The following is a 20,231-nucleotide window of genomic DNA, read 5'->3' as shown; positions in this document are numbered from 1 at the left end:
ATGACTGAACCCTTCGGGCTGTATATCCACGTTCCTTTCTGTGCCACTCGTTGCGGGTATTGCGATTTCAACACCTATACCCCAGGAGAGCTCGGCAGCCCGCGCGATCTCACCGGGCCTTATCTGGATGCCTTGGACCGCGAGCTGGAGTTGGCGGCCGCGCGCGTAGGCCGCCCGGCCGAGACCGTCTTCATTGGCGGCGGCACGCCTTCTTTGCTGGGCGGGCAGGGGCTGACCCGGATCCTCAACACCGTCCGCTCCACCTTCGGCTTGGCGCCCGGAGCGGAGGTCACCACCGAATCCAACCCGGAGTCCACCTCACCGGAGTATTTCGCCCAGCTTGCCGACGCCGGCTATACCCGCATCAGCCTCGGCATGCAGTCCGCTTCCCCCGGCGTTCTCCAAGTCCTAGAACGCGCCCATACCCCTGGACGCGCCTTCGCCGCCGCTCGCGAGGCTCGCGCCGCCGGCTTCGAGCACGTCAACCTGGACATGATTTATGGCACGCCCACCGAAACGGATGACAATGTGCGCGAAACACTAGACCGCGTGCTGGAGACCGGCGTGGACCACGTCAGCGCTTACTCGCTCATCGTCGAAGACGGCACCCGCATGGCTCGTAAGGTCAACAAAGGCATCTTGCCCGCCCCTGATGAGGACGTGCTGGCCCGGCGCTACGAGATGATTTCTTCCACCCTCGAAGCGGAAGGATTTGAGTGGTACGAGGTCTCCAATTGGTCCAAGCCTGGTGGCGAGTGCGAGCACAACCGCATCTACTGGGTAGATGGCAATTGGTGGGGCGCAGGCCCCGGCGCCCACTCGCACTTAGGCAACGAGCGTTTCTTTAACGTCAAGCACCCCTCGCGCTATATCGACGCCCTTGGCCGCGGTGAGCTGCCCATTAAGGAAACCGAAGCGCTCACTGAGGCCGACCGCCACATGGAAAAGGTTATGCTTGGCCTGCGCCTGCGCGAAGGTATCCCGGAGGCTTGGATCGATACCCATGCCACTCCCGCCCTCGAGCGCTTCATAGGCCGCGGCCTGCTCGAGCGCGCCGGCGAACGCGTACGCATCACTAAGCCCGGCCGCTTGCTGGCCGATGGCATCATCACCGATCTCCTCGTCGCTGAAGAAACCTAATCTTCGTCCCGTCTACACTCGAAAGCACGTGAAAGAGCCAAGCGAATAGGAGCGACATAGTGTCTACCTCAACCGATGCCCGCCGCAAGGAAGTCCTGCGCGCCATCGTGGCGGACTATATTGCCTCCCAAGAACCGGTCGGTTCTAAAACGCTGCTGGAGCGCTACCAGTTAGGTGTTTCTTCGGCCACGATCCGCAATGATATGGCCGTGCTGGAATCCCAGGGCCTTATCGCCCAACAGCACGCCAGCTCCGGCCGCGTGCCCACCCAGCAGGGCTACCGCCATTTTGTCGACTCCCTCCATGAGGTCAAGCCGCTTTCGACCCCGGAGCGCCGCGCGATGCTCAGTTTTTTGGAAGGCGGCGTGGACTTGGAAGACGTGCTGCGTCGCTCGGTGCAGCTATTGGCGCAGGTGACAAAGCAGGCGGCCGTCGTCCAGCTGCCCAACCTTAAGGTCTCGCGCGTAAAGCACTGCGAGGTTGTGGCGCTGTCCCCAGTGCGCCTGCTGCTGGTGCTTATTACCGATAACGGCCGCGTGGACCAGCGCAACGTGGAGCTCGATGAAATCATTGACCAGGATCAGACCTTCCGCCTGCGTGACATCGTCAATAGTGCGCTGGTAGGCAAGACGCTTAGCGACGCCTCCGTGGAACTTGCCCACCTCGTCGACGAGGCTCCCTTGGATATCCGCCACCATGTGCTCAAGGTGGCCACCACGCTCATCGAGACCCTAGTGGAGCAGCCCTCCGACCGGCTGATTATGGCCGGTGCCTCCAACCTGACGCGCGTGGCCCGCGAGTTCCCAGAAGGTTTACCCAAGATTATTGAGGCGTTGGAAGAACAGGTCGTCGTCCTCAAGCTGCTTGCCCGTGTGCCGGATCTAGGCAACGTCTCCGTGGTCATCGGCGAGGAAAACGAAGAAGACCAGTTGCGCCAAGCCTCCGTTGTGGCCACGGGCTATGGTCTCGGCACCGGCGATGAGGTGGCCACGCTCGGCGGCCTTGGCGTGGTGGGGCCTACCTTTATGGATTACTCGGGAACAATCTCTAAGGTCTCTGCCGTTGCACGGTATGTGAGCGAAATTTTGGCCGGCGAGCAGTGCGAGTAAACTAGCTGGCCGCGCATTATTTTTTCAAGTTAACCCCAACAAGACGAATTAGAAGGAATATCTCTTACAGTGGCTCGTGACTATTACGGCATCCTCGGTGTTGATAAAAACGCAACTGACCAGGAGATTAAGAAGGCCTACCGCAAAATGGCCCGCAAGTATCACCCGGATCTAAACCCGGATGATGAAACCGCGGCTGAGAAGTTCCGCGATGCCGCGCTGGCTCAGGAGGTCCTACTGGATCCGCAAAAGCGCCAGATCGTGGACATGGGCGGCGACCCCATGGAACAAGGCGGCGGTGGCGCCGGTGCGGGTGGATTTGGCGGCTTCGGTGGCGGCGGCCTGGGCGATATCTTCGCCGAGTTCTTTGGCGGCGGTGCTGGCGGCTCCCGCGGCCCGAAGTCCCGCGTCCAACCGGGCAATGATGCCCTGCTGCGCACTCGCATTACCTTGGAAGAGGCCTATACCGGCTTGAAGAAGAAGGTCACCGTGGATACCGCCGTGCTGTGTGATACCTGCGGCGGCACCGGCTCTGAGTCCAAGTCCAAGCCGGTTACCTGCGATAATTGCAATGGCATGGGCGAAATCCAGGAGATGCAGCGCAGCTTCTTGGGCAACGTGATGACCACCCGCCCGTGCCCGAAGTGCCAGGGCTTTGGCGAGGTCATCACCGATCCATGCAACCACTGCGCCGGCGACGGCCGCGTGAAGAAGCGTCGCGATATTACCGTTAATATCCCGGCCGGCATCAACGACGGCATGCGCATCCGCATGGCGTCCCAGGGCGAGGTCGGCCACGGCGGCGGCCCAGCCGGTGACCTCTATGTTGAGGTCCACACGGAGGAGCACCCCGTCTTCCAGCGCAACGCCGATGATTTGAACCTCACCGTGCGCGTGCCGATGATTGACGCCGCCTTGGGCACCAACTTCACCATCGACCAGCTCAATGGCGAAGAGCTCACGATCGATATCGAACCGGGCACCCAGCCGGGTGAGTCCATCAAGGTCGACGGTGCCGGCATGCCGCGCCTGCGCACCGATGGCTTTGGCAACCTCTTTGCCCACGTGGACGTCGTCGTGCCAAAGGACCTGGACCGCAAGACCCGCGAGTCCCTGGAGAAGATTCGCAACTCCCGCGACGAGGGCGCGCGCGTGCGCACCACCGGCGACGGTCAAGAGGAATCCTTCTTCAGCCGCATCCGCGATAAGTTCCGCCGCTAATGTCGCTCCCCGTCTTCATCCACCCGGACCTTTCCGCCGCGCGCACCGGCGAGGCCTTCAGCCTCTCTGGCCCGGAGGCCCGCCACGCCGTGACGGTCAAGCGCATGGGGGAGGGCGAGCGCCTCGAGCTTATCGACGGCACCGGTATCCGCCTCACCCTCACCATCACCGCCGCCACGGGCAAGGACTCCCTAGAGGGCATGGTTGAGTCCATCGTCACCACGCCTGAGCCCACCCCGCGGGTGACCGTGGTGCAGGCCATCCCGAAGTCCGAGCGTGCCGAGCTCGCCGTGGATCTGGCCACCCAAGCCGGCGCCGATGAGATTATCGCCTGGCAGGCAGACCGCTGCGTGGCCAAATGGGACGGCAAGAAGGCACCAAAAGCGGTGGCCAAGTGGCAGGCGGCCGCAGATTCTGCGGCCAAGCAATCCCGCCGCGCCCGCATCCCCCAGGTGCGCGGCCCGCTGACCACCCCGCAGCTCGTCCAAGAACTCAGCCGCGACCGTGCCGCCGGTGATGCGGCGGCTGCACCCACCGTGCTTGTCCTGCATGAAGAAGCCACCGCCTCCATCAAGGATGTCACGCTCGCAGACGATGTCGTTCTGCTCGTCGGCCCCGAGGGCGGCATCGGTGACGCCGAGCTCGATCGCCTCAAGGAGGCCGGCGCCACGCCTATCAAGCTCGGCCCGGAGGTGCTGCGCACAGCCAGCGCGGCAATGGTGGCGCTGGCGGCAATCGGCATGCGCACCCAGCGGTGGTAGCCGGCGCTGGTAGCCTAAAGCACGTGCCTATCATCACGAAGAAATGTGAGCTAGATTCCGCCTACGTCAGCATCGTGCTGGGTAGCGCGGACGATAACTTGCGCGTGCTCAATAACCGCCTGGATGCGGACCTTTTTGCCCGCGGCAATGTCGTTACTATCACCGGTCCCGATTATGAGGTGGCCCGCGCCGCGAAGATCCTCGACGAGCTCGAAGCCATCGCCCGCCGTGGCCACGCCGTATCCACCGATACGGTCAAGCACACGATGGACATGGTGGCGGTAGAGGCGCCGCAGTCGGTTTCGGCGGCGCTGGCGGCGGACATCGTCAAGCGCCGTGGCAAGGCCGTCCGCCCAAAGACGGTGGGCCAGTCTGAATACGTGCAGGCCATCGACGATAATACGGTGGTCTTTGGTATCGGACCAGCCGGCTCCGGCAAGACCTACCTCGCGGTAGCCAAGGCGGTGCAGGCTCTGCAAACCAAGCAGGTCTCGCGCATTATTCTCACCCGCCCGGCTGTGGAGGCAGGGGAGAAGCTGGGCTTTTTGCCGGGCACGCTCAATGACAAGATTGATCCGTACCTGCGCCCGCTATACGACGCCCTGCGGGACATGCTCGATCCAGAGATGATCCCTAAGCTCATGGAGGCCGGCATCATCGAGGTCGCCCCGCTAGCTTATATGCGCGGCCGCACATTGAACGATGCGTTTGTCATCCTTGACGAAGCCCAAAACACCACGCCCGCGCAGATGAAGATGTTCCTCACCCGCCTGGGCTTTGGCTCCAAGATCGTGGTCACCGGCGACGTCTCCCAGGTAGACCTCCCGCATGGCCAGGTCTCCGGCCTGCGCATCGTGCGCCGCATCCTGCGCAACGTGGAGGATATTCACTTCGCGGACCTAGGCGCGAAAGACGTGGTGCGCCATCAGCTGGTCGGGCGCATTGTCAATGCCTATGAGACCTTTGATAATAAGAAAGCCGCAGAATACGAGGGAATGGAATGAGTATCGAGTTTCTCAATGAGTCCGGCTTCGAAGGCGTCAATGAGGAGATGCTGATTGACGTCGCCTCTTATGCCTTCGGCGCCATGGACATCAACCCCGATGCCGAGTGCACAATTACCTGCGTGGATTTGAAGACCATCGAGGATCTCCACGTGCGCTGGATGGACCTGGAAGGCCCTACCGATGTCATGAGCTTCCCCATGGATGAGCTCACCCCCGGTGCGATTGCTGGTGGCGGCCGCCCGGATGCCGCCGATCCAGGCCCGGCCATGTTGGGCGATATTGTGTTGTGCCCCGAATTCGCATTGCGCCAGGCCGATGCCGCTGGGCACTCCCTAGGTCACGAGCTTGCCCTGCTTACGGTCCACGGCTGCCTGCACCTGCTGGGCTATGACCACTCCACTCCGGCCGAGGAAAAGGAAATGTTCGGCCGCCAAAACGAGCTGCTTGCGGATTGGTACGACGATGTGGCCGATCGTGGCGTGGCTTATCAGCCCAAGCCTTCCGGGCCGAAGGCTTTTCCCGATGCCGCCGAACGCGCCAACCTGGACAAGCAGGTTCCCGGTGGGGGAATACCTGCGGTGGGAGAACCACAAGATCGCCCGGAAGAATAATTTTTCGCTTTCTTTTGTGAGCGCGTGCGCCGCATAGCACAATGGAAACCTATGACTATCCTTTCCATCCAGTCCCACGTCACCTACGGCCACGTTGGCAACTCTGCGGCCGTCTTTCCTCTGCAGCGCGCCGGCCATGAAGTATGGCCGGTCCACACGGTGAATTTCTCCAACCACACTGGCTACGGTGACTGGGGCGGGCCGATGATTCCGGCCAGCGATGTCACCTCCATTATCGATGGCATTGAAAAGCGCGGTGCCTTCCCACAGATTGACGCCATTCTGTCTGGCTACCAGGGCGGCGCCGACATTGCCGACGCCATCGTGGAAACCGTCCGCCGCATTAAGGCCGCTAACCCCAAGGCGCTTTACGCCTGCGATCCTGTAATGGGCAATGCTAAGTCCGGTTGCTTTGTCTCCGATGAGATCCCGCCGCTGCTGCGTGACCGCGTTGTGCCCGTTGCCGATATCATCACCCCCAACCAATTTGAGCTGGGCTACCTCACCGATTCCGAGGTCGGTACCCTCGATCAGACCCTCGCCGCGGTGAAGAAGGCGCAGGAAATCGGTCCAAAGACCGTTCTGGTTACCTCCGTCAAGCGTCCCGAAACTCCAGAGGGCCAGATTGAGATGCTCGCCGTTGACGGCGACCGCGCCTTCCTAGTGTCCACGCCACTATTGCCGTTTAAGCGTAACGGCTCCGGCGATGTCACCGCCGCCTTGTTTACCGGCCACTACACCGAGACCAGCGACGTTAAGGAGTCCTTGCGCCGCACCGCCTCCTCTGTCTACGACCTGCTGGAAAACACCTATGAGGCCGAGACTGCTGAGCTTCAGCTCATCCAGTCTCAGGATGTATTCGCACACCCGCGCATGCAGTTCCACGCGGAGGAGCTTTAGGCCTGGGCAATCTCTACGGAAAGCCCATTGTTGCGGACCCTATCCAGTGAGAGGTTAGGTTGCCTAGCGCAGCACTGCGGCGTAATGCCACGCTAGGTCTAGCTTGATTTGGCCGAGCTGAGGATGCAGCCTCAGCTCGGCTTTCTTTATCTGCTCCTTGTATTACTTTCCGAGTCTCTCATATGAGACACCCACGCCTGCTTAAAAGTGGTATGGCGCACCATGCCCTATTAATATGGCGGCAGTCACGTTCTCATCAAGTAGAAGGAGCTCACCATGTCTAGTACCGGAAGCATCAGCGCCTCTCCCGACGGCCTTTTGATGGCACTCATTCAGTACCCCGTCCCCGTGGTTAACACCCCAGAGGACGTCCAAGCCAGCGTGGATGAAATCTGCCGCATGGTTGCCTCCACCAAGGCGGGCTACCCAGATCTCGATCTCATTGTCTTCCCGGAATATTCTTCCTCCGGTCTCAACACCAAGATTTGGTCCTATGATGAATTCCTCATTGGTCTCGATGATCCCAAGGTAGATCAGTTCAAGCAGGCTTGTAAGGAAAATGACGTTTGGGGCGTCTTCTCCATCATGGAGCCCAACCATGAGGAAGGAAAGCCGCCATTTAATACCGCCATCATCATCAACTCCGATGGCGAAATTGCGCTGCACTACCGCAAGCTCCAGCCATGGACTCCTATCGAACCGTGGTACCCAGGCGATTTGGGTATGCCGGTATGTGACGGTCCCAAGGGTTCCAAGCTCGCCGTGAATATCTGCCACGATGGCATGTTCCCCGAGCTGGCACGCGAGGCCGCTTATAAGGGCGCCAATGTCTATATCCGCATTTCTGGCTACTCCACGCAGACCCAGGATCAGTGGATCATGACCAATAAGACCAATGCCTTCCAGAACCTCATGTTCACTGCTTCGGTGAACCTGGCTGGCTATGACAACACCTTCTACTACTTCGGTGAGGGCAACGTCTGCAACTACGATGGCCACATGATTTCTGAGGGTCACCGCAACCCCGGTGAAATCGTCACCGCCGAAATCTTCCCAGAATTGGCCGATAAGGCTCGCATCAACTGGGGCCTTGAAAACAACATCTTCAACCTGGGTAACCGCGGCTACGTTGGCTACCCCGGCGGCAAGACCGAAAACTATCTCACCTGGGTCGAGGACCTAGCCAAGGGCGAGTACAAGCTCCCTTGGGCCGATGACGTCCGCATCAAGGACGGCTGGAAGTACTACCCAGACGGCCCGCAGCTTGGACCGCTGCCGGACGAGTTTAAGTAAGCTTCACTAATTTAGCGGCAAGCCCTGCACCCGTTTCGACGGGCGCAGGGCTTTGGTGTTGTCCAGCGTGCGGTCTTTTTGCTGCTAATACTCGTCGCCTTCTACCGCACCTGTATCGGCATCGGTTGGCGTATCTAACACTGCGTCAGACTCTGGTGTGTATCCGGCATCTACGTCGCCATAGTCATTAAGCGAATCTGAAGGCGGAAGGCCTCCATTGCACAGCTCGGCCCATTCTTCGGGGTACTTATATTGTCCGCCTGGACCACCGCAGACTTCTTCAGCCCGAACAGCTCTTTGTAGCTCTGGAGTGTTGCAGAGCTCAGTTGGGTGCCAAGAGCCATCGGAAAAATGGCCAAACGCGCCTAGCCCGTCATCGCAATACAGCAACTCTGGCTCCGCAGCTGCAGCCTCGGCCTGGGTCTCTGGCTCTGCAGCAACGCTATTTGCAGGTTCTTCAGGCATGCTCTCTTCGCCGCTGCTGGTAGCAGCAGAAGAGGCCGTACTCGAAGAGCTGGTGGCGGACGAAGAAGAGGTCGTCGCAGAGGTAGTGCTCGTCTCTGCTGATGGCTCGGAATCGGGGAGGAGCAGGCGGAGAGGAAGAGGGTAAGAGCAGCGCTCAAAATGAGCGCAGGAGAGGTGCGGGGCATGGAGGAGCCTTTCCGGGGAGGCAGCACGGTTTGTGCTGGGGAGAAGAGGTTTCTCCATAGATTAGCCCTATTCTGTACCGCTGGTAGAAATTGGCCGTGAACTAATCGGAGATTTTGGCTCTGTGGGCTATTATTGCGGGTAATGAGTTCTGATTTTGATGCACAGTTTGATGCGGCATTCGAGGGTCTTCCAGAAGACCCCGATGATGCCGTGCCGGAAGGCGCCGAGAATGCGGCCGCCCCGCTTGACTATTCGCAGTACACCGACACCCCGGAAGGATTCCGTTCCGGCTTCGTGTCCTTTGTCGGCCGCCCGAATACCGGTAAATCGACGCTGACCAATGCCCTGGTAGGTCAGAAGATTGCGATTACGGCTGACCAGCCGGAGACCACCCGCCACACCATCCGTGGCTTGGTACACCGCGAAGATGCCCAAGTAATCGTCGTGGATACGCCGGGCCTACACCGCCCGCGCACCCTGTTGGGTGAGCGCCTCAATGAGGTAGTCAAGGATACCTACGCCGATGTGGATGTCATTGGCCTGACCATCCCGGCCGATGAGAAGATTGGCCCGGGTGACCGCTGGATCCTGGACAACGTGCGCTCCATTGCGCCGAAGACGCCGATCATCGGCATCGTCACCAAACTGGATAAAGCCAGCAAAGACCAGGTAGGCGCACAGCTTTTGGCCCTGCACGAGCTACTTTCCCAAGATGACCCGAATGCGGTAGTCATCCCGGTGTCCTCCAAGGAAGGTGTACAGCTTGATGAGCTCGTGCAGGTCATCGTGGATCACCTGCCAGAAGGCCCGAAATTCTACCCGGATGATCACATCACTGATGAAGGTCAGGAAAAGCGCATCGAGGAACTCATTCGTGAGGCTGCATTATCCGGCTTGAAGGCGGAGCTGCCGCACTCGGTGGCGGTGCAGGTGGATGAGATGTTGCCATCGCGCACCCGTGAGGGCGTGCTGGATATTCACGCCATTTTGTATTTGGAGCGGCCTGGCCAAAAGCGCATTATCGAAGGCAAGGATGGACTGCGCTTCCGCCGCATTGTGGGCAACGCCCGCAAGGAAATTATTCAGCTGCTGGGCCAGAACGTATACCTAGACCTGCGCATTAAAGTGCTGAAAAATTGGCAGTCTGACCCGAAGTCGCTGGGTAGGCTCGGGTTTTAAATCACTATGCGCGAGAACTATCGTGACCGCGCAGTGGTCATCCGCACCTACGATTTTGGTGAGGCCGATCGCGTCATTGTCCTACTCACCCGCGATCACGGCCTCGTGCGCGCGGTGGCCAAGGGCGTGCGCCGTGCCAAGTCGCGCTTTGGCTCGCGCCTGCAGCTCTTCGTCAACCTTGATGTTCAGCTGTACGTGGGCAAGAACCTAGCCACCATTTCCCAAGCGGATACGGTGGATTACTTTGGCGCGCGCCTCATCGAGGACTATGAGCGTTACACGGCGGCCTGCGCGGTGCTGGAGTCAGCCGAGCGCCTGGCTTTTGCCGACGCCGCCCATGACCCCTACCTCTACGAATCCGTCACCGCGACCTTGGAGCGGCTGCAAACTGCGGACCCAACCATGACTCTGGATGCCTTCTTGCTGCAGGCGATGGCGCATGCCGGTTGGGCGCCGAGCCTTTTCAACTGTGCCCAGTGCAACCGGCCCGGCCCGCACCACGCCTTTCACCCGGCAGTCGGCGGGGCGGCGTGCCACGAATGCCGGCCGCCGGGTGCAGCCGAGGTGGATCCGGAAACGCTGCATCACCTGTGGCTTTTAGCGCATAACTACCCGACGAATCCCACGAATGCGCAAAAGCAGGAGGGGCATCGCCTAGCGCGGGCGCACCTGCAGTGGCACATGGAGCGCAATGTTTCCGCATTGCAGGTAATGGAGCAGTAGAATATAGCCCGTGATTACGCCAGACCCGAACCGCACTTTGACCCCGCCGAATATCCCGGATGAGTTCATGCCGCGCCATATTGCGCTGGTTATGGACGGCAATGGCCGCTGGGCCCAAGAGAAGGGCATGAAGCGCACCGAGGGGCATAGGCGCGGCGAAGCCGTGCTTCTTGACGTCGTCGATGCCTGCCTGGCCGCCGGCGTTCCTTATCTTTCGGCATATGCCTTCTCTACGGAGAATTGGCGCCGCAGCCCCGAGGAGGTCCGCTTCCTTATGGGCTTTAACCGCGATGTGCTGCGCCGCCAGCGTGAGTGGCTCAATGAGCGCGGTGTGCGCGTGGTGTGGGCTGGGCGCCGCCCGCGCCTATGGCGCTCGGTTATTAAGGAGCTCGAGGCTGCCCAGGAGCTGACCAAGGATAACACCAAGATGACCTTGGCCATGTGCGTGAACTACGGCGGTAGGGCAGAGCTGGTGGATGGTTTCCGGGACATCGCCAAGCAAGTTGCAGCCGGCGAGCTCAACCCGCGCGATATTAAGGAAGAAACCATAGCGCAGCATCTCTATGATCCGGGCATGCCGGATGTGGATCTCTTCCTGCGCCCGTCCGGGGAGAAGCGCACATCTAACTTCCTACTGTGGCAGTCGGCTTATGCGGAGATGATTTACCAGGATAAGCTCTTCCCAGATTTCACCCCGGAGGATCTCTTCGCCGCCATCGAGGAATACGCGCGGCGCGACCGCCGCTTCGGTGGCGTTAAGAAGTAACGCGCAGCACCAAAGTGGTGTGCTTTATACCTCGGGGATAAAGATGTCCTCGATTCGGCAGGAAAAGTGGCGCGCGATCTGAAATGCGAGGGGGAGCGAAGGATCGTAGCGCCCCTTTTCAATACTGATGACCGTTTGGCGCGATACGCCTAGCTCCGTGGCTAAGCCCTGCTGGGAGAGACCTTGGCTCTCGCGAATCTCTTTAAGCCGGTTGTCCATGGCTTAGCTTGCCGCCCGCTTGTGGGCAAAGTAGCTAATGCCAAAGGTGCCGGTCACAAAGACTCCCAAGATGATAGTGAGCAGGGTGCCCGAAACGTGGAAATCCCAAAAAGAGGAGGCGATGCCAAGTCCGCCGATGCCAAAGAGCATGGCGTGCAGGGTGTTTTCGGAGGCTTGCGAATACCAATGGGATTCGATGGAATTTTCCGGATCGGGTGTTGCCCCACGGATGGTGTCTCGATCCACCATGAATCCCCAGCTAGCCGCCGTAGCTACAGGAAATAGGCACAGTGCGTACACAGCAAACGCTAGTAGCGGTGAATCATCGTGTACGAAAGCGGCCACGATGGCACCGGCGGCTGCAGCAAGGCCCGCGCCTGCTGCAACGGATAGTGTGATGAGCTTGGTTTGGGTGCCGCCAAACTTGGGGCGGCCAAAGCGGGTGGTCTGCAAGGAAGCCTCTTCTAACAAGTGATTGTAAAGCGTGCTTGACGCCCACTATATGTCAAGCATCCTTTACTGTAAAGGGTGCTTTACTGTCCCGGGTAAATTCATTCTTAAGGATGATTGACGGCCTTTTAGGGTAAAAGCATGGCAGAAGACGACATCAGGCTAAAAGACGCACTAATCGGAATAGTGGCAATCATCTCAATGGATGTCCTATTGGTAGTGACAGTTTTTGCCATGCTGAAGACCGGTTTGACCACGGGTGGGCTCGGTGTAGTTCTGCCTGCTGCACTTGTTATTTCAGTGGTAGTGCCGACTGTTGCGTTGGTGTATTACCTCAAGCGTCGGGGAATTAGTCTCGGCTTTGTTCCCTTAGGTCGACGTGGTTGGCACTTATTGTGGCAAGTTCCTCTCGCCATTTTTGTAGCGGGAGTCGCTGCCGCGATTGTGGGGCCGCTGTTGGGGCTATCGCCCTCGGAAAGTACATCTGCAGCAGATGGACGCGGTGTCATGGTGGTCGTTTCTTTGGCCTCCTATCTTTTGCTGGCACCGCTGGTGGAAGAAATTGTGTTTCGCCGCCTGCTGATGGGGTATCTAGATCGCAGCGTCCCAGCGTTTGCCAGCGTGATCCTCAGCTCTTTGCTATTTGGTCTCGTCCATATTGCGCCGCCGGTCATGGTGTATGCGACGTTTCTAGGAATGGGGTGCGCGCTTGTAACCCGCTTCCACAATTCGCTGCGCGCAGGCTTTATTGTGCACTTGGTCAATAATGTGGTCGTGCAGTTGATTGCGGTCTCGGCGCTATAGTCTTGGCGTGGAAGGCCCTGCCACAGTCGGGCCGCGCAAGAAAACCCCAGGCTCCGGAGTGGAGACTGGGGCTAGGGGAGGAGCGGCTTCACTAGGCGGAGTGGGGATGCTTAGGCGGAAGCGGCGCAGTTGCTGCAGATGCCAAAGACCTCGGCATCGTGGCCGGTGAGCTCGAAGCCGTACTCCTTGGCCACGGAGGTCGCCCACTTTTCAATGGGGCCGCCGTCGATTTCCTCGGTGCGGCCACACTTGGTGCATACCAAGTGGTGGTGATGGGCGTCGGTCTCGCAATGGCGGTAGAGGGTTTCGCCATTGGGCATGTGGAGCGCGTCCACTGCATCGATATCGGTTAGGGACTGCAGGGTGCGGTACACGGTTGTCAGACCCACCTTTTCCTCCCGCTCCTGAAGTTCGTGATAGATCTCCTTGGCGGAGGCGAATTTCTCCATATCCCGCAGCACCTCGACGACTGCGGTGCGCTGCTTGGTATTGCGCGCTCCTAGTTTGGGAATACTGTCGTGTAAAGCCATGACCTTTATATTATCAATTCTTTTTCAACAACTGCATAGTCAGGCGGCTTTATATGCAAGGAGGGGAGGGCTAGGAGGCGATCCTGGCGGCGTCGGCAAGCAAGTCCAATACCTGCGGCGCAATGAGTGAGTAGGTCACCTCGCGCCCGCTGCGCTCGGAGTCAACAATGCCCGCTTGCTTGAGAACGCGCAGGTGCTGGCTAATGAGCGGCTGAGACTTGCCGGTGGCTTTGACGATCTCGTGTACAAAGTGATCGCGTTCGGCCAGGCGGGAGATGATGGCGATGCGTAGGGGCGAATCGAGGGCAGCGATCACGCCGGCGGCCGCAGAACTATTAATCGCCGTATCAGTGGTCGTCATAGGGAATGTCACTTTCAATTAAATACCTATTACCTGTCGGGCACCCTTATATTACCCGATGTGTTCAATAACTCGTATGTATTTCAAATTAAATTCATGCCCTAATCCACCGCCGGCAAGCGCTTAGGGTTAGACTGAACGAGATTGTCAAGACTGTCCCCTACCAGAGGAGTCCGAAAACTTATGGCATCCGTCATCGATACCGTTGTAAACCTGTGTAAGCGCCGCGGCTTGGTCTACCAGGCAGGTGAAATTTACGGCGGTTCCCGCTCCGCGTGGGACTACGGCCCTCTTGGTGTAGAGCTCAAGGAAAACATCAAGCGTCAGTGGTGGCGCCACATGGTCCAGTCCCGCGCAGACGTCGTGGGTGTCGATACCTCCGTCATCCAGCCACGCCAGGTCTGGGTATCTTCCGGTCACGTTGAAGTATTCTCCGACCCGCTGGTGGAATCCCGCCACACCGGTAAGCGCTACCGTGCCGACCACCTCATTGAGGCCTACGAGGAAAAGCACGGCCACGAGCCAGAAAACGGCCTGGCAGATATCAATGACCCGGAAACCGGCCAGCCGGGTGACTGGACCGAACCGAAGGCTTTCTCCGGCCTGCTCAAGACCTTCCTTGGCCCAGTCGATGATGAGCAGGGCCTGCACTACCTGCGTCCGGAGACCGCACAGGGCATCTTCGTTAACTTCAAGAACGTGATGACCTCCTCGCGCATGAAGCCGCCGTTTGGCATTGCGAATATTGGCAAGTCCTTCCGCAATGAAATTACCCCAGGTAACTTCATCTTCCGCACCCGCGAGTTCGAGCAGATGGAGATGGAGTTCTTCGTTAAGCCAGGCGAGGACGAAGAGTGGCACCAGTACTGGATCGATGACCGCTATAACTGGTACGTGGACCTGGGCATCAAGGAAGAAAACCTGCGCCTTTACGAGCACCCGAAGGAAAAGCTCTCCCACTACTCCAAGCGCACCGTGGACGTGGAGTACGCCTTTGGCTTCAAGGGCTCCAAGTGGGGCGAGCTGGAAGGCGTGGCTAACCGCACCGACTATGACCTGTCCGTACACGCCAAGGGCTCGGGCGAGGACCTGTCCTACTATGACCAGGCCAATGACGAGCGCTGGATCCCGTACGTCATCGAGCCGGCCGCCGGATTGGGCCGTTCCATGATGGCCTTCCTGGTTGATGCCTACGACGAGGAAGAAGCTCCCAACGCCAAGGGTGGTACCGATAAGCGCGTGGTCCTGCGCCTGGACCGCCGCCTGGCCCCCATCAAGGTAGCCGTGCTTCCGCTTTCCAAGAAGGAAGAGCTCTCTGAGCCTGCCCGCAAGTTGGCCGATAAGCTGCGCGCTTATTGGAACGTGGACTTTGACGTCTCCGGTGCCATCGGCCGCCGCTACCGTCGCCAGGATGAGATTGGCACCCCGTTCTGCGTCACCTTCGACTTCGACACCCTCGAAGACGATGCCGTGACCGTGCGCGAGCGCGACACCATGGAGCAGGAGCGCGTGAAGCTCGATGACCTCGAGGCTTACCTCGCCTCCCGCCTGATTGGGTGCTAGGGATGCATTACACCAGCTGGGATCGCTCTGACCGCGCAAAACCCGTGCTCTTGGCCGAAGACGGCCCGGAGCAGCTGGGCGTATTCTCGGAGCATTCCGCGGAGGTCGACGGCCACTTCTGGCGCACCGAGGTCAGTGACCTTGGCGCCTCTGCCACGCTTGCCGACGGCTCCATCTACCGCCTCGCCGGCCGCCTCGGCCGCGATAAGCGCCTAGAGGCATCGCTCAACGGCCGCACTTTTCACTTCATCAATGAAAACAGCGGCGACTGGATCATCGATGATGTCGATGATGACAAGGTAGGCCAGTTCTCCTCCCGCAACTCTGGGGTGCGCAAGTCCATCCTCGAATTCGAGCACGAAGCCGAAGGACTCACCACCGCCGAAATTGCCGGTTTGAGCTGGTTTACCCGCGTCATCCTTGATGCCAATACCCAAGGCAAGGCTTGGGCGTGGATCATCACCTTGGTCCTCGCTTCCATCGTTGCCATCCTCGCGCTTTTCATCTTCTAATGACTGTGCAGTGGACTTGGGGCGAGGGTGCGCTCAGCAGTGCCGCGGGGGAGCAACTGGCTTCCGTGTGCGACGGTGTGCTCGCCACCGCGGCCGGCGAGCGCCTAACCTTGGAATCTTCGCTGGATTACTCCTCCCCGCGCTTCTTCTTGCGCGCGCAGACCGCGGCGGGCGCGGGCGAGGATTTCTCGGTCTCCCAGGCCGGGATTACCATCACCCGCCTGCGTGCGGCCTGCGGGGAGCGCGAGTACCTGCTAGAACGCCGCAACCCTTTCCGCCGCGAGCGCCGCATCGTAGCTCGCCGCTCGGGCGCCGAGGTTGCCAGCACCGCCCCGGCGGGAAACGGACTGCAGGTGAGCGTGGGTGAGCTGCCGGAGCTCGACGCCATATTCTTGAGCTACGCCTGTGCGCTTCTCGACGCCACCCCGCGCACCCTGCGCACCTAGTCCGGCGCAATCAACGAAGGCGCCGCCCACGGAGAGTGAGACGGGGCGGCCTTTGCTCGGCTAGAAGGAGCCGCCGCGGAAGCCGCCTCCGTCGCCGCCGCCGAGGTCTCCGCCGCCAAAGCTGCCTCCACCAAAGCCGCCGCCTCCGAAACCGCCACCAAAGCCGCGGCCGCCGCCGAGCATTTGGCCCAGGACCATACCGGTGACGATATTGCCGGCCGCGTTGCCCATCTGCTGCCGCTGCTGGCGGCGACGGTGCTCGTCAATGTCATCCTTGGCGCGCTGCAGCGCCGCCTGGGCCGCGGCCACCGCTTCGCGGGAAGACTGCAGGGCGGCGCGGATATCGCTGCGCTCGGTGTGGAGGGCTTGGGCGTGGAGACGTTTGGCGTCGGCAAGCGCGGTGCGTGCGCCCGAGCCGATGATGCGCCCGCGGGAGGAAATGAGGTCCTCCGCAGCCTGAATATTGGATTCCGCCACGGAAATCTGCTGGCGGAAGAGATCCAGTTGGCGCGCGTGGGTGGAGGTCTTTTCCCGCACGCGGTCAAGCGCCTCATCCAACTGAGTATCGATAGAGGTCAGCGCGGTGTGCTGGCCCAATGGATCCTGCTGGCCGTGGGCTTTGGCCTCAGTGACTGCGGTGCCAGCGCGGCCGAGCAGTTCCTCGAGCGCGTTCCAATCCGCCGTGGTTCCCTGCGCCTTGCCTTGGCGTTCGAGCTCGCGGGCCTCGTCGATTTCGCCTTCGACTTCGGCAATGAGGGACTCGAGGTTAGCGCGGGCGGTGGCGATATTCTCCTCCGCGTTTTCCACGCCGGAAATTAGGCGATCCGTCATCGCGCAGGCATGCTCACTATCGCGGATGAGCCCCACCAGCGGGCCCTGCTGGCCGGCCGGCCGGGCCTGGATTCCCCGGGCCTTTTCTAGGAGCTTTTCTGCCTCATCAAGCGAAGCGGCGGCAAGCTCCGGGTTATCGGCAATGGAGGACAAAACGTGCTCGTCATAGTTGCCCTTCAACCGAGCCAACGTGGATTCGGCCTCCGGCAGGCGGGCGCGCAGGCCCACGGTGCGCTGGGTGAGCTCGTCCAGTTTCTCATCGGAGTGGATAAGTAGGTCGCGCATCTGGGCAAATTCAGCGGCCTGCGTGTCTAAGGCATCATCAGCTTGTCCGCACGAGGAGATGATTTCCACGAGCATCTGGCGGCGTTCGGCCGGGGACTCCGGAACGGCATCATCTAGGCGCTGGCGTAGGTGGAAAGCCTTTTGCAGGGTAGAAGTAGAGTGGTTCATCGCCTTGGTAAACGGGCGCACGCGCTCCGGACCAAACTCCGAAAGTGCGATATTGAGCTCCTCCTTGCCGCGGCGGATGGACTCATCGGTCGAGACCAACTCTTCCTGCGCCAACTGGTCCAAGGTCTCAAGTGACAAACGGTTGAGCTGATCGGTATCGCCCGGGGCGATTTCGCGGGCCGACTCGAGCGTTTGCGCCTTATTCTTCTTAGTATTGCGGCGGGAGTAGTACATGATTCCGCCACCGGCGGCGACAATGGCGGCCGCGCCACCGCCCAGCCACGCTAGGCCGGAAGAATCGGAAGAGTTGGAGCTGCTGGTGTTGCCCAGGGCGGCGTCGGCAAGCGCGAGGGCGGAAGCACCGTACTCATCGCTGGTCAGCTTGTCATAGGCGGCGTCATACATCTGGTCGAGCCGGCCCTTGGGCCAATCCTTGCCGGTCTGCACTCCCATTTTGCGGTCATCGACGGACAGGACATACACCGCAGAGTTTTCCCCCTTGTCCTTGACCACTTGGGCGGCATAGCTTTCCGGATCCGTATCTAGCTTATTGGTGATGTAGACAAAGAGGACCCGGTGCTCGTCCTTTTGCAGCTGGCCAATCTTTTCCCTCAGCTCGGCCTTTTCTTGGGTGCTTAAAACTCCCGCGTCATCGGTAACCTTCTCCGTGAGGGTGGCCGTACCGGTGCCCTGCGCCACGGTGGTGGTTTCAGCGGCAAAGGCAGAGCCCGCACCGATGGAGGTGCAGCCCAAGATGAAAGCGGCGATGGCCGCGCGGCCCAAACGTGCACTCAAATTCATGCCCACCACTTTACCGGCTCCACTTAGCTCTTCGGCGGGTAGTGTAATGGGGCAGTGAAGTACGTAATTGTTTTAGGCACTGCCCAATATGACGGCCGGCCCTCCCGCATCCTTGCCGGACGCCTGCGCCATGCCGGCGAGCTAGCCACGGCCGAGGGGTTGGAAGTCATTACCGTGGGTGGCAAGCTCCCCGGCGATAGGTTTACTGAGGCCGGCGTCGGCCGCACCTTTCTGCGCGAGCACTTCCCGCACCTGACCGTCCACGCGGTGGAGCAGGGGCTAGATACCCGCAGCTCCCTGAAAGCGGCCAAGGAAGCCTTCGCGCTTTCCGACGCCACCATCATCACCGATCCCCTCCACCGCCTGCGCACCGCACTCATCGCCCGCCAGGAAGGACTAAAAGCCACCGTATCCGGCACGCCGTATTACCCTGCCGCACGCTTTTCCACACCCTGGTGGCGCTATCTTGCCCACGAAACCGGTGGCGTGGCCTACGCGCTGGTAGCCGGAGTGCTGCCGCCGCGCGGTGCCGCCGCACTGCGCAATGGGTTCTACCGCGTGGAGCAGCTCCTGCGCCCGAATCAAAAGCTGCGGCATCAAACGATTGAGCAGGAAGATAGGGATTCTTTTCCCCGGCGATAAGAAGCATCGCATGATATTTTTTAAGCTGCCGATGCATTTCTAGGGGAGAAGGGTTTCTTTTCCACTACATCAGGAAATAACACCGAGCCATGTTGGTCAGCGCTGAAATGCTACGAAGCCTCAGGAGGAAAGCGTGTTAAAACTGGAGAACCTGTCTGTAAAGCTAAGCAGGAAAAGTAGCCCGCTATTCTCTATCGACTCTGTGCATGAGCCAGGTACCCTCACTTGGATTCGAGGCGCCTCTGGGTCCGGCAAATCCACGCTGCTTCGCGTTATCTCTGGACTCCAGAAGCCAACATCAGGAACCGTCAGTATTTTCGGACATGATTTATGGAGCTCTTCTGCTCGAAATAGAGATAGGCTTCGAGCTAAATCGATGGGAATAGTGTTTCAAGATTCCGGCGTAGTGCCCTGTTTGACAATCGACGAAAACCTTTCCTTCGCACAAGGGCTAAGCGGAGCCACTGCGGACTCGGACGCTAATAGCTCTTTGCTAGCTCAACTCAATATGAGTGAATACGGAGCCTCTCTACCGCACGAGCTTTCAGGGGGACAACGCCAACGCGCGGCCATAGCAACGGCAATGTCCAAAAAGCCCCAACTCGTTTTCGCAGACGAACCGACGAGTGCCTTGGATGAGGACAACACATATTCAGTGTTGCGATATCTGCATAATTACACAGTAAGAAACCACGCAATCGCCTTGGTAGTTTCCCACGATGATCGTTTAGCGCAGTTTTGTGATCAGGTTTTGGAAATCGGGGTAAACCAATGAATTTTCGCGCTGTGGAAGCGAGGATCCGTAAGAGCACTTTTGTGGAGAGTATCCCGTTACTAGCTACCTCGTTTGTGCTTTTCTTCTTTGTCTGTCTGTTAGTCTCCACAGTAGCGGCGGACAAGGTAGCCGAATCTATGTCAATGGGGCTGATGTATTCGGCTTTCATATCGATCATTCCCTTTGCTCTGGCGCTCAAATACTGCTTTAGGCATGTGGTGGAGGGGAGGCGCCACCACTATGAGGCGCTTCGTTTATTTGGGTTAACATTAAAACGAATTCGCCGAGTGCTATTCCTTGAGCTACTTACGGTTTATTTTTTCTTTTCAATAGTTAGCGCAGTTCTGGTTCCAGTGCTGATGGGCGGAATCAAGCGGTGGATGCGCCACGCTTGAATAGTTCGTTAAGTATTTCACGTGGGGTTGCGCCGCCGAGGATTTGTCGGGGTGTTTCGTTGAGCTCATTTTGCACCCACGCGACATG

At 59.6% G+C, this 20,231-nt stretch carries 24 protein-coding genes; 18 read left to right on the top strand and 6 right to left on the bottom strand.

Translation table 11 applies throughout. The features are described 5' to 3' along the window. The 8 genes from hemW (at window position 1) to MHK04_RS03380 (ending at window position 8,042) form a co-directional block, all read left to right on the top strand. On the top strand, window positions 1-1,140 hold the full coding sequence (gene hemW, locus MHK04_RS03415; protein ID WP_200288777.1) for a radical SAM family heme chaperone HemW: 1,140 nt from the start codon (window positions 1-3) through the stop codon (window positions 1,138-1,140). Between the two features lie 59 nt (window positions 1,141-1,199). Beyond that, the gene (gene hrcA, locus MHK04_RS03410; RefSeq protein ID WP_200288778.1) at window positions 1,200-2,249 is read left to right on the top strand and encodes a heat-inducible transcriptional repressor HrcA; all 1,050 of its coding nucleotides are present in this window, start codon (window positions 1,200-1,202) and stop codon (window positions 2,247-2,249) included. Window positions 2,250-2,318: 69 nt separating this feature from the next. Next, a complete protein-coding gene (gene dnaJ, locus MHK04_RS03405) occupies window positions 2,319-3,470 on the top strand; it encodes a molecular chaperone DnaJ (protein WP_200288779.1) in 1,152 nt (383 codons plus the stop codon). Continuing rightward, entirely contained in the window at window positions 3,470-4,231 is a 762-nt protein-coding gene (locus tag MHK04_RS03400) for a 16S rRNA (uracil(1498)-N(3))-methyltransferase (protein WP_200288780.1), read from the top strand. Before dnaJ ends, MHK04_RS03400 begins: the two co-directional genes overlap by 1 nt. A gap of 23 nt (window positions 4,232-4,254) precedes the next feature. Further along, window positions 4,255-5,235, top strand: a complete 981-nt coding sequence (locus MHK04_RS03395; protein WP_200288781.1) for a PhoH family protein — start codon at window positions 4,255-4,257, stop codon at window positions 5,233-5,235. Further along, complete coding sequence (gene ybeY, locus MHK04_RS03390; RefSeq protein ID WP_200288782.1) at window positions 5,232-5,849, top strand: rRNA maturation RNase YbeY; 618 nt, start codon at window positions 5,232-5,234, stop codon at window positions 5,847-5,849. The genes MHK04_RS03395 and ybeY overlap by 4 nt, the downstream gene beginning before the upstream one ends. A gap of 51 nt (window positions 5,850-5,900) precedes the next feature. Next, window positions 5,901-6,749: a pyridoxal kinase PdxY gene (gene pdxY, locus MHK04_RS03385; protein WP_200288783.1), complete on the top strand. Its 849-nt coding sequence runs from the start codon at window positions 5,901-5,903 to the stop codon at window positions 6,747-6,749. Between the two features lie 276 nt (window positions 6,750-7,025). After that, complete coding sequence (locus tag MHK04_RS03380) at window positions 7,026-8,042, top strand: formamidase (protein WP_200288784.1); 1,017 nt, start codon at window positions 7,026-7,028, stop codon at window positions 8,040-8,042. An 84-nt stretch (window positions 8,043-8,126) separates the two neighbouring features. On the opposite strand, the gene MHK04_RS03375 is transcribed toward MHK04_RS03380, so the two are convergent. After that, complete coding sequence (locus tag MHK04_RS03375; protein WP_239207876.1) at window positions 8,127-8,507, bottom strand: hypothetical protein; 381 nt, start codon at window positions 8,505-8,507, stop codon at window positions 8,127-8,129. Here MHK04_RS03375 and MHK04_RS03370 point away from each other — a divergent pair. The 4 genes from MHK04_RS03370 to MHK04_RS03355 all read left to right on the top strand — a co-directional run bounded on the left by MHK04_RS03370 (window position 8,506) and on the right by MHK04_RS03355 (window position 11,361). Continuing rightward, window positions 8,506-8,652, top strand: coding sequence for a hypothetical protein (locus MHK04_RS03370; RefSeq protein ID WP_234288166.1), 147 nt, complete (start codon window positions 8,506-8,508; stop codon window positions 8,650-8,652). The two genes, MHK04_RS03375 and MHK04_RS03370, sit on opposite strands and share 2 nt — an antisense overlap. 182 nt (window positions 8,653-8,834) lie before the next feature. Next, window positions 8,835-9,872 (top strand): GTPase Era, encoded by a 1,038-nt coding sequence (gene era, locus MHK04_RS03365; protein WP_239207875.1) that lies wholly within the window; start codon window positions 8,835-8,837, stop codon window positions 9,870-9,872. 6 nt (window positions 9,873-9,878) lie between these two features. Further along, on the top strand, window positions 9,879-10,595 hold the full coding sequence (gene recO, locus MHK04_RS03360; RefSeq protein WP_049361567.1) for a DNA repair protein RecO: 717 nt from the start codon (window positions 9,879-9,881) through the stop codon (window positions 10,593-10,595). Window positions 10,596-10,605: 10 nt separating this feature from the next. Next, window positions 10,606-11,361 (top strand): isoprenyl transferase, encoded by a 756-nt coding sequence (locus MHK04_RS03355; RefSeq protein WP_200288787.1) that lies wholly within the window; start codon window positions 10,606-10,608, stop codon window positions 11,359-11,361. 24 nt (window positions 11,362-11,385) lie between these two features. Here MHK04_RS03355 and relB read toward each other — a convergent pair whose 3' ends face one another. Together relB and MHK04_RS03345 are read right to left on the bottom strand one after the other, a co-directional pair. Further along, on the bottom strand, window positions 11,386-11,580 hold the full coding sequence (relB, locus tag MHK04_RS03350; RefSeq protein ID WP_239205122.1) for a type II toxin-antitoxin system RelB family anti-toxin: 195 nt from the start codon (window positions 11,578-11,580) through the stop codon (window positions 11,386-11,388). Window positions 11,581-11,583: 3 nt separating this feature from the next. Then, window positions 11,584-12,051, bottom strand: a complete 468-nt coding sequence (locus MHK04_RS03345; RefSeq protein ID WP_234288167.1) for a hypothetical protein — start codon at window positions 12,049-12,051, stop codon at window positions 11,584-11,586. A 120-nt stretch (window positions 12,052-12,171) separates the two neighbouring features. On the opposite strand from MHK04_RS03345, the gene MHK04_RS03340 reads away from it, so the two are divergent. After that, the gene (locus MHK04_RS03340; protein WP_200288790.1) at window positions 12,172-12,834 is read left to right on the top strand and encodes a CPBP family intramembrane glutamic endopeptidase; all 663 of its coding nucleotides are present in this window, start codon (window positions 12,172-12,174) and stop codon (window positions 12,832-12,834) included. A 110-nt stretch (window positions 12,835-12,944) separates the two neighbouring features. Here MHK04_RS03340 and MHK04_RS03335 read toward each other — a convergent pair whose 3' ends face one another. Next, window positions 12,945-13,364 carry a Fur family transcriptional regulator gene (locus tag MHK04_RS03335; protein WP_049361563.1) on the bottom strand — a complete coding sequence of 140 codons (420 nt, stop codon included), beginning with the start codon at window positions 13,362-13,364 and terminating at the stop codon, window positions 12,945-12,947. Between the two features lie 70 nt (window positions 13,365-13,434). Continuing rightward, entirely contained in the window at window positions 13,435-13,725 is a 291-nt protein-coding gene (locus MHK04_RS03330; RefSeq protein ID WP_200288791.1) for an ArsR/SmtB family transcription factor, read from the bottom strand. 183 nt (window positions 13,726-13,908) lie between these two features. On the opposite strand from MHK04_RS03330, the gene MHK04_RS03325 reads away from it, so the two are divergent. From MHK04_RS03325 to MHK04_RS03315, 3 genes are read left to right on the top strand one after another with little or no spacing between them, the layout of a single operon-like run. Further along, window positions 13,909-15,288, top strand: coding sequence for a glycine--tRNA ligase (locus MHK04_RS03325; RefSeq protein WP_200288792.1), 1,380 nt, complete (start codon window positions 13,909-13,911; stop codon window positions 15,286-15,288). Between the two features lie 2 nt (window positions 15,289-15,290). Then, a complete protein-coding gene (locus MHK04_RS03320) occupies window positions 15,291-15,800 on the top strand; it encodes a hypothetical protein (protein ID WP_239207874.1) in 510 nt (169 codons plus the stop codon). Further along, complete coding sequence (locus tag MHK04_RS03315) at window positions 15,800-16,246, top strand: hypothetical protein (protein ID WP_200288794.1); 447 nt, start codon at window positions 15,800-15,802, stop codon at window positions 16,244-16,246. Before MHK04_RS03320 ends, MHK04_RS03315 begins: the two co-directional genes overlap by 1 nt. A gap of 60 nt (window positions 16,247-16,306) precedes the next feature. Here MHK04_RS03315 and MHK04_RS03310 read toward each other — a convergent pair whose 3' ends face one another. Further along, window positions 16,307-18,331: a TPM domain-containing protein gene (locus MHK04_RS03310; RefSeq protein ID WP_239207873.1), complete on the bottom strand. Its 2,025-nt coding sequence runs from the start codon at window positions 18,329-18,331 to the stop codon at window positions 16,307-16,309. A 54-nt stretch (window positions 18,332-18,385) separates the two neighbouring features. On the opposite strand from MHK04_RS03310, the gene MHK04_RS03305 reads away from it, so the two are divergent. Then, window positions 18,386-18,973 carry a YdcF family protein gene (locus MHK04_RS03305; RefSeq protein ID WP_239207872.1) on the top strand — a complete coding sequence of 196 codons (588 nt, stop codon included), beginning with the start codon at window positions 18,386-18,388 and terminating at the stop codon, window positions 18,971-18,973. 133 nt (window positions 18,974-19,106) lie between these two features. Beyond that, window positions 19,107-19,748, top strand: coding sequence for an ABC transporter ATP-binding protein (locus MHK04_RS12240; RefSeq protein WP_023021005.1), 642 nt, complete (start codon window positions 19,107-19,109; stop codon window positions 19,746-19,748). Window positions 19,749-20,231: the final 483 nt, after the last annotated feature.

This window comes from Corynebacterium nasorum (genome assembly GCF_022345765.1).
GTDB classification, from domain to species: Bacteria; Actinomycetota; Actinomycetes; order Mycobacteriales; family Mycobacteriaceae; genus Corynebacterium; species Corynebacterium kefirresidentii.
The sequence above is the reverse complement of the archived record's forward strand: the minus strand, read 5'-3'. Positions and strand labels throughout refer to the sequence as shown.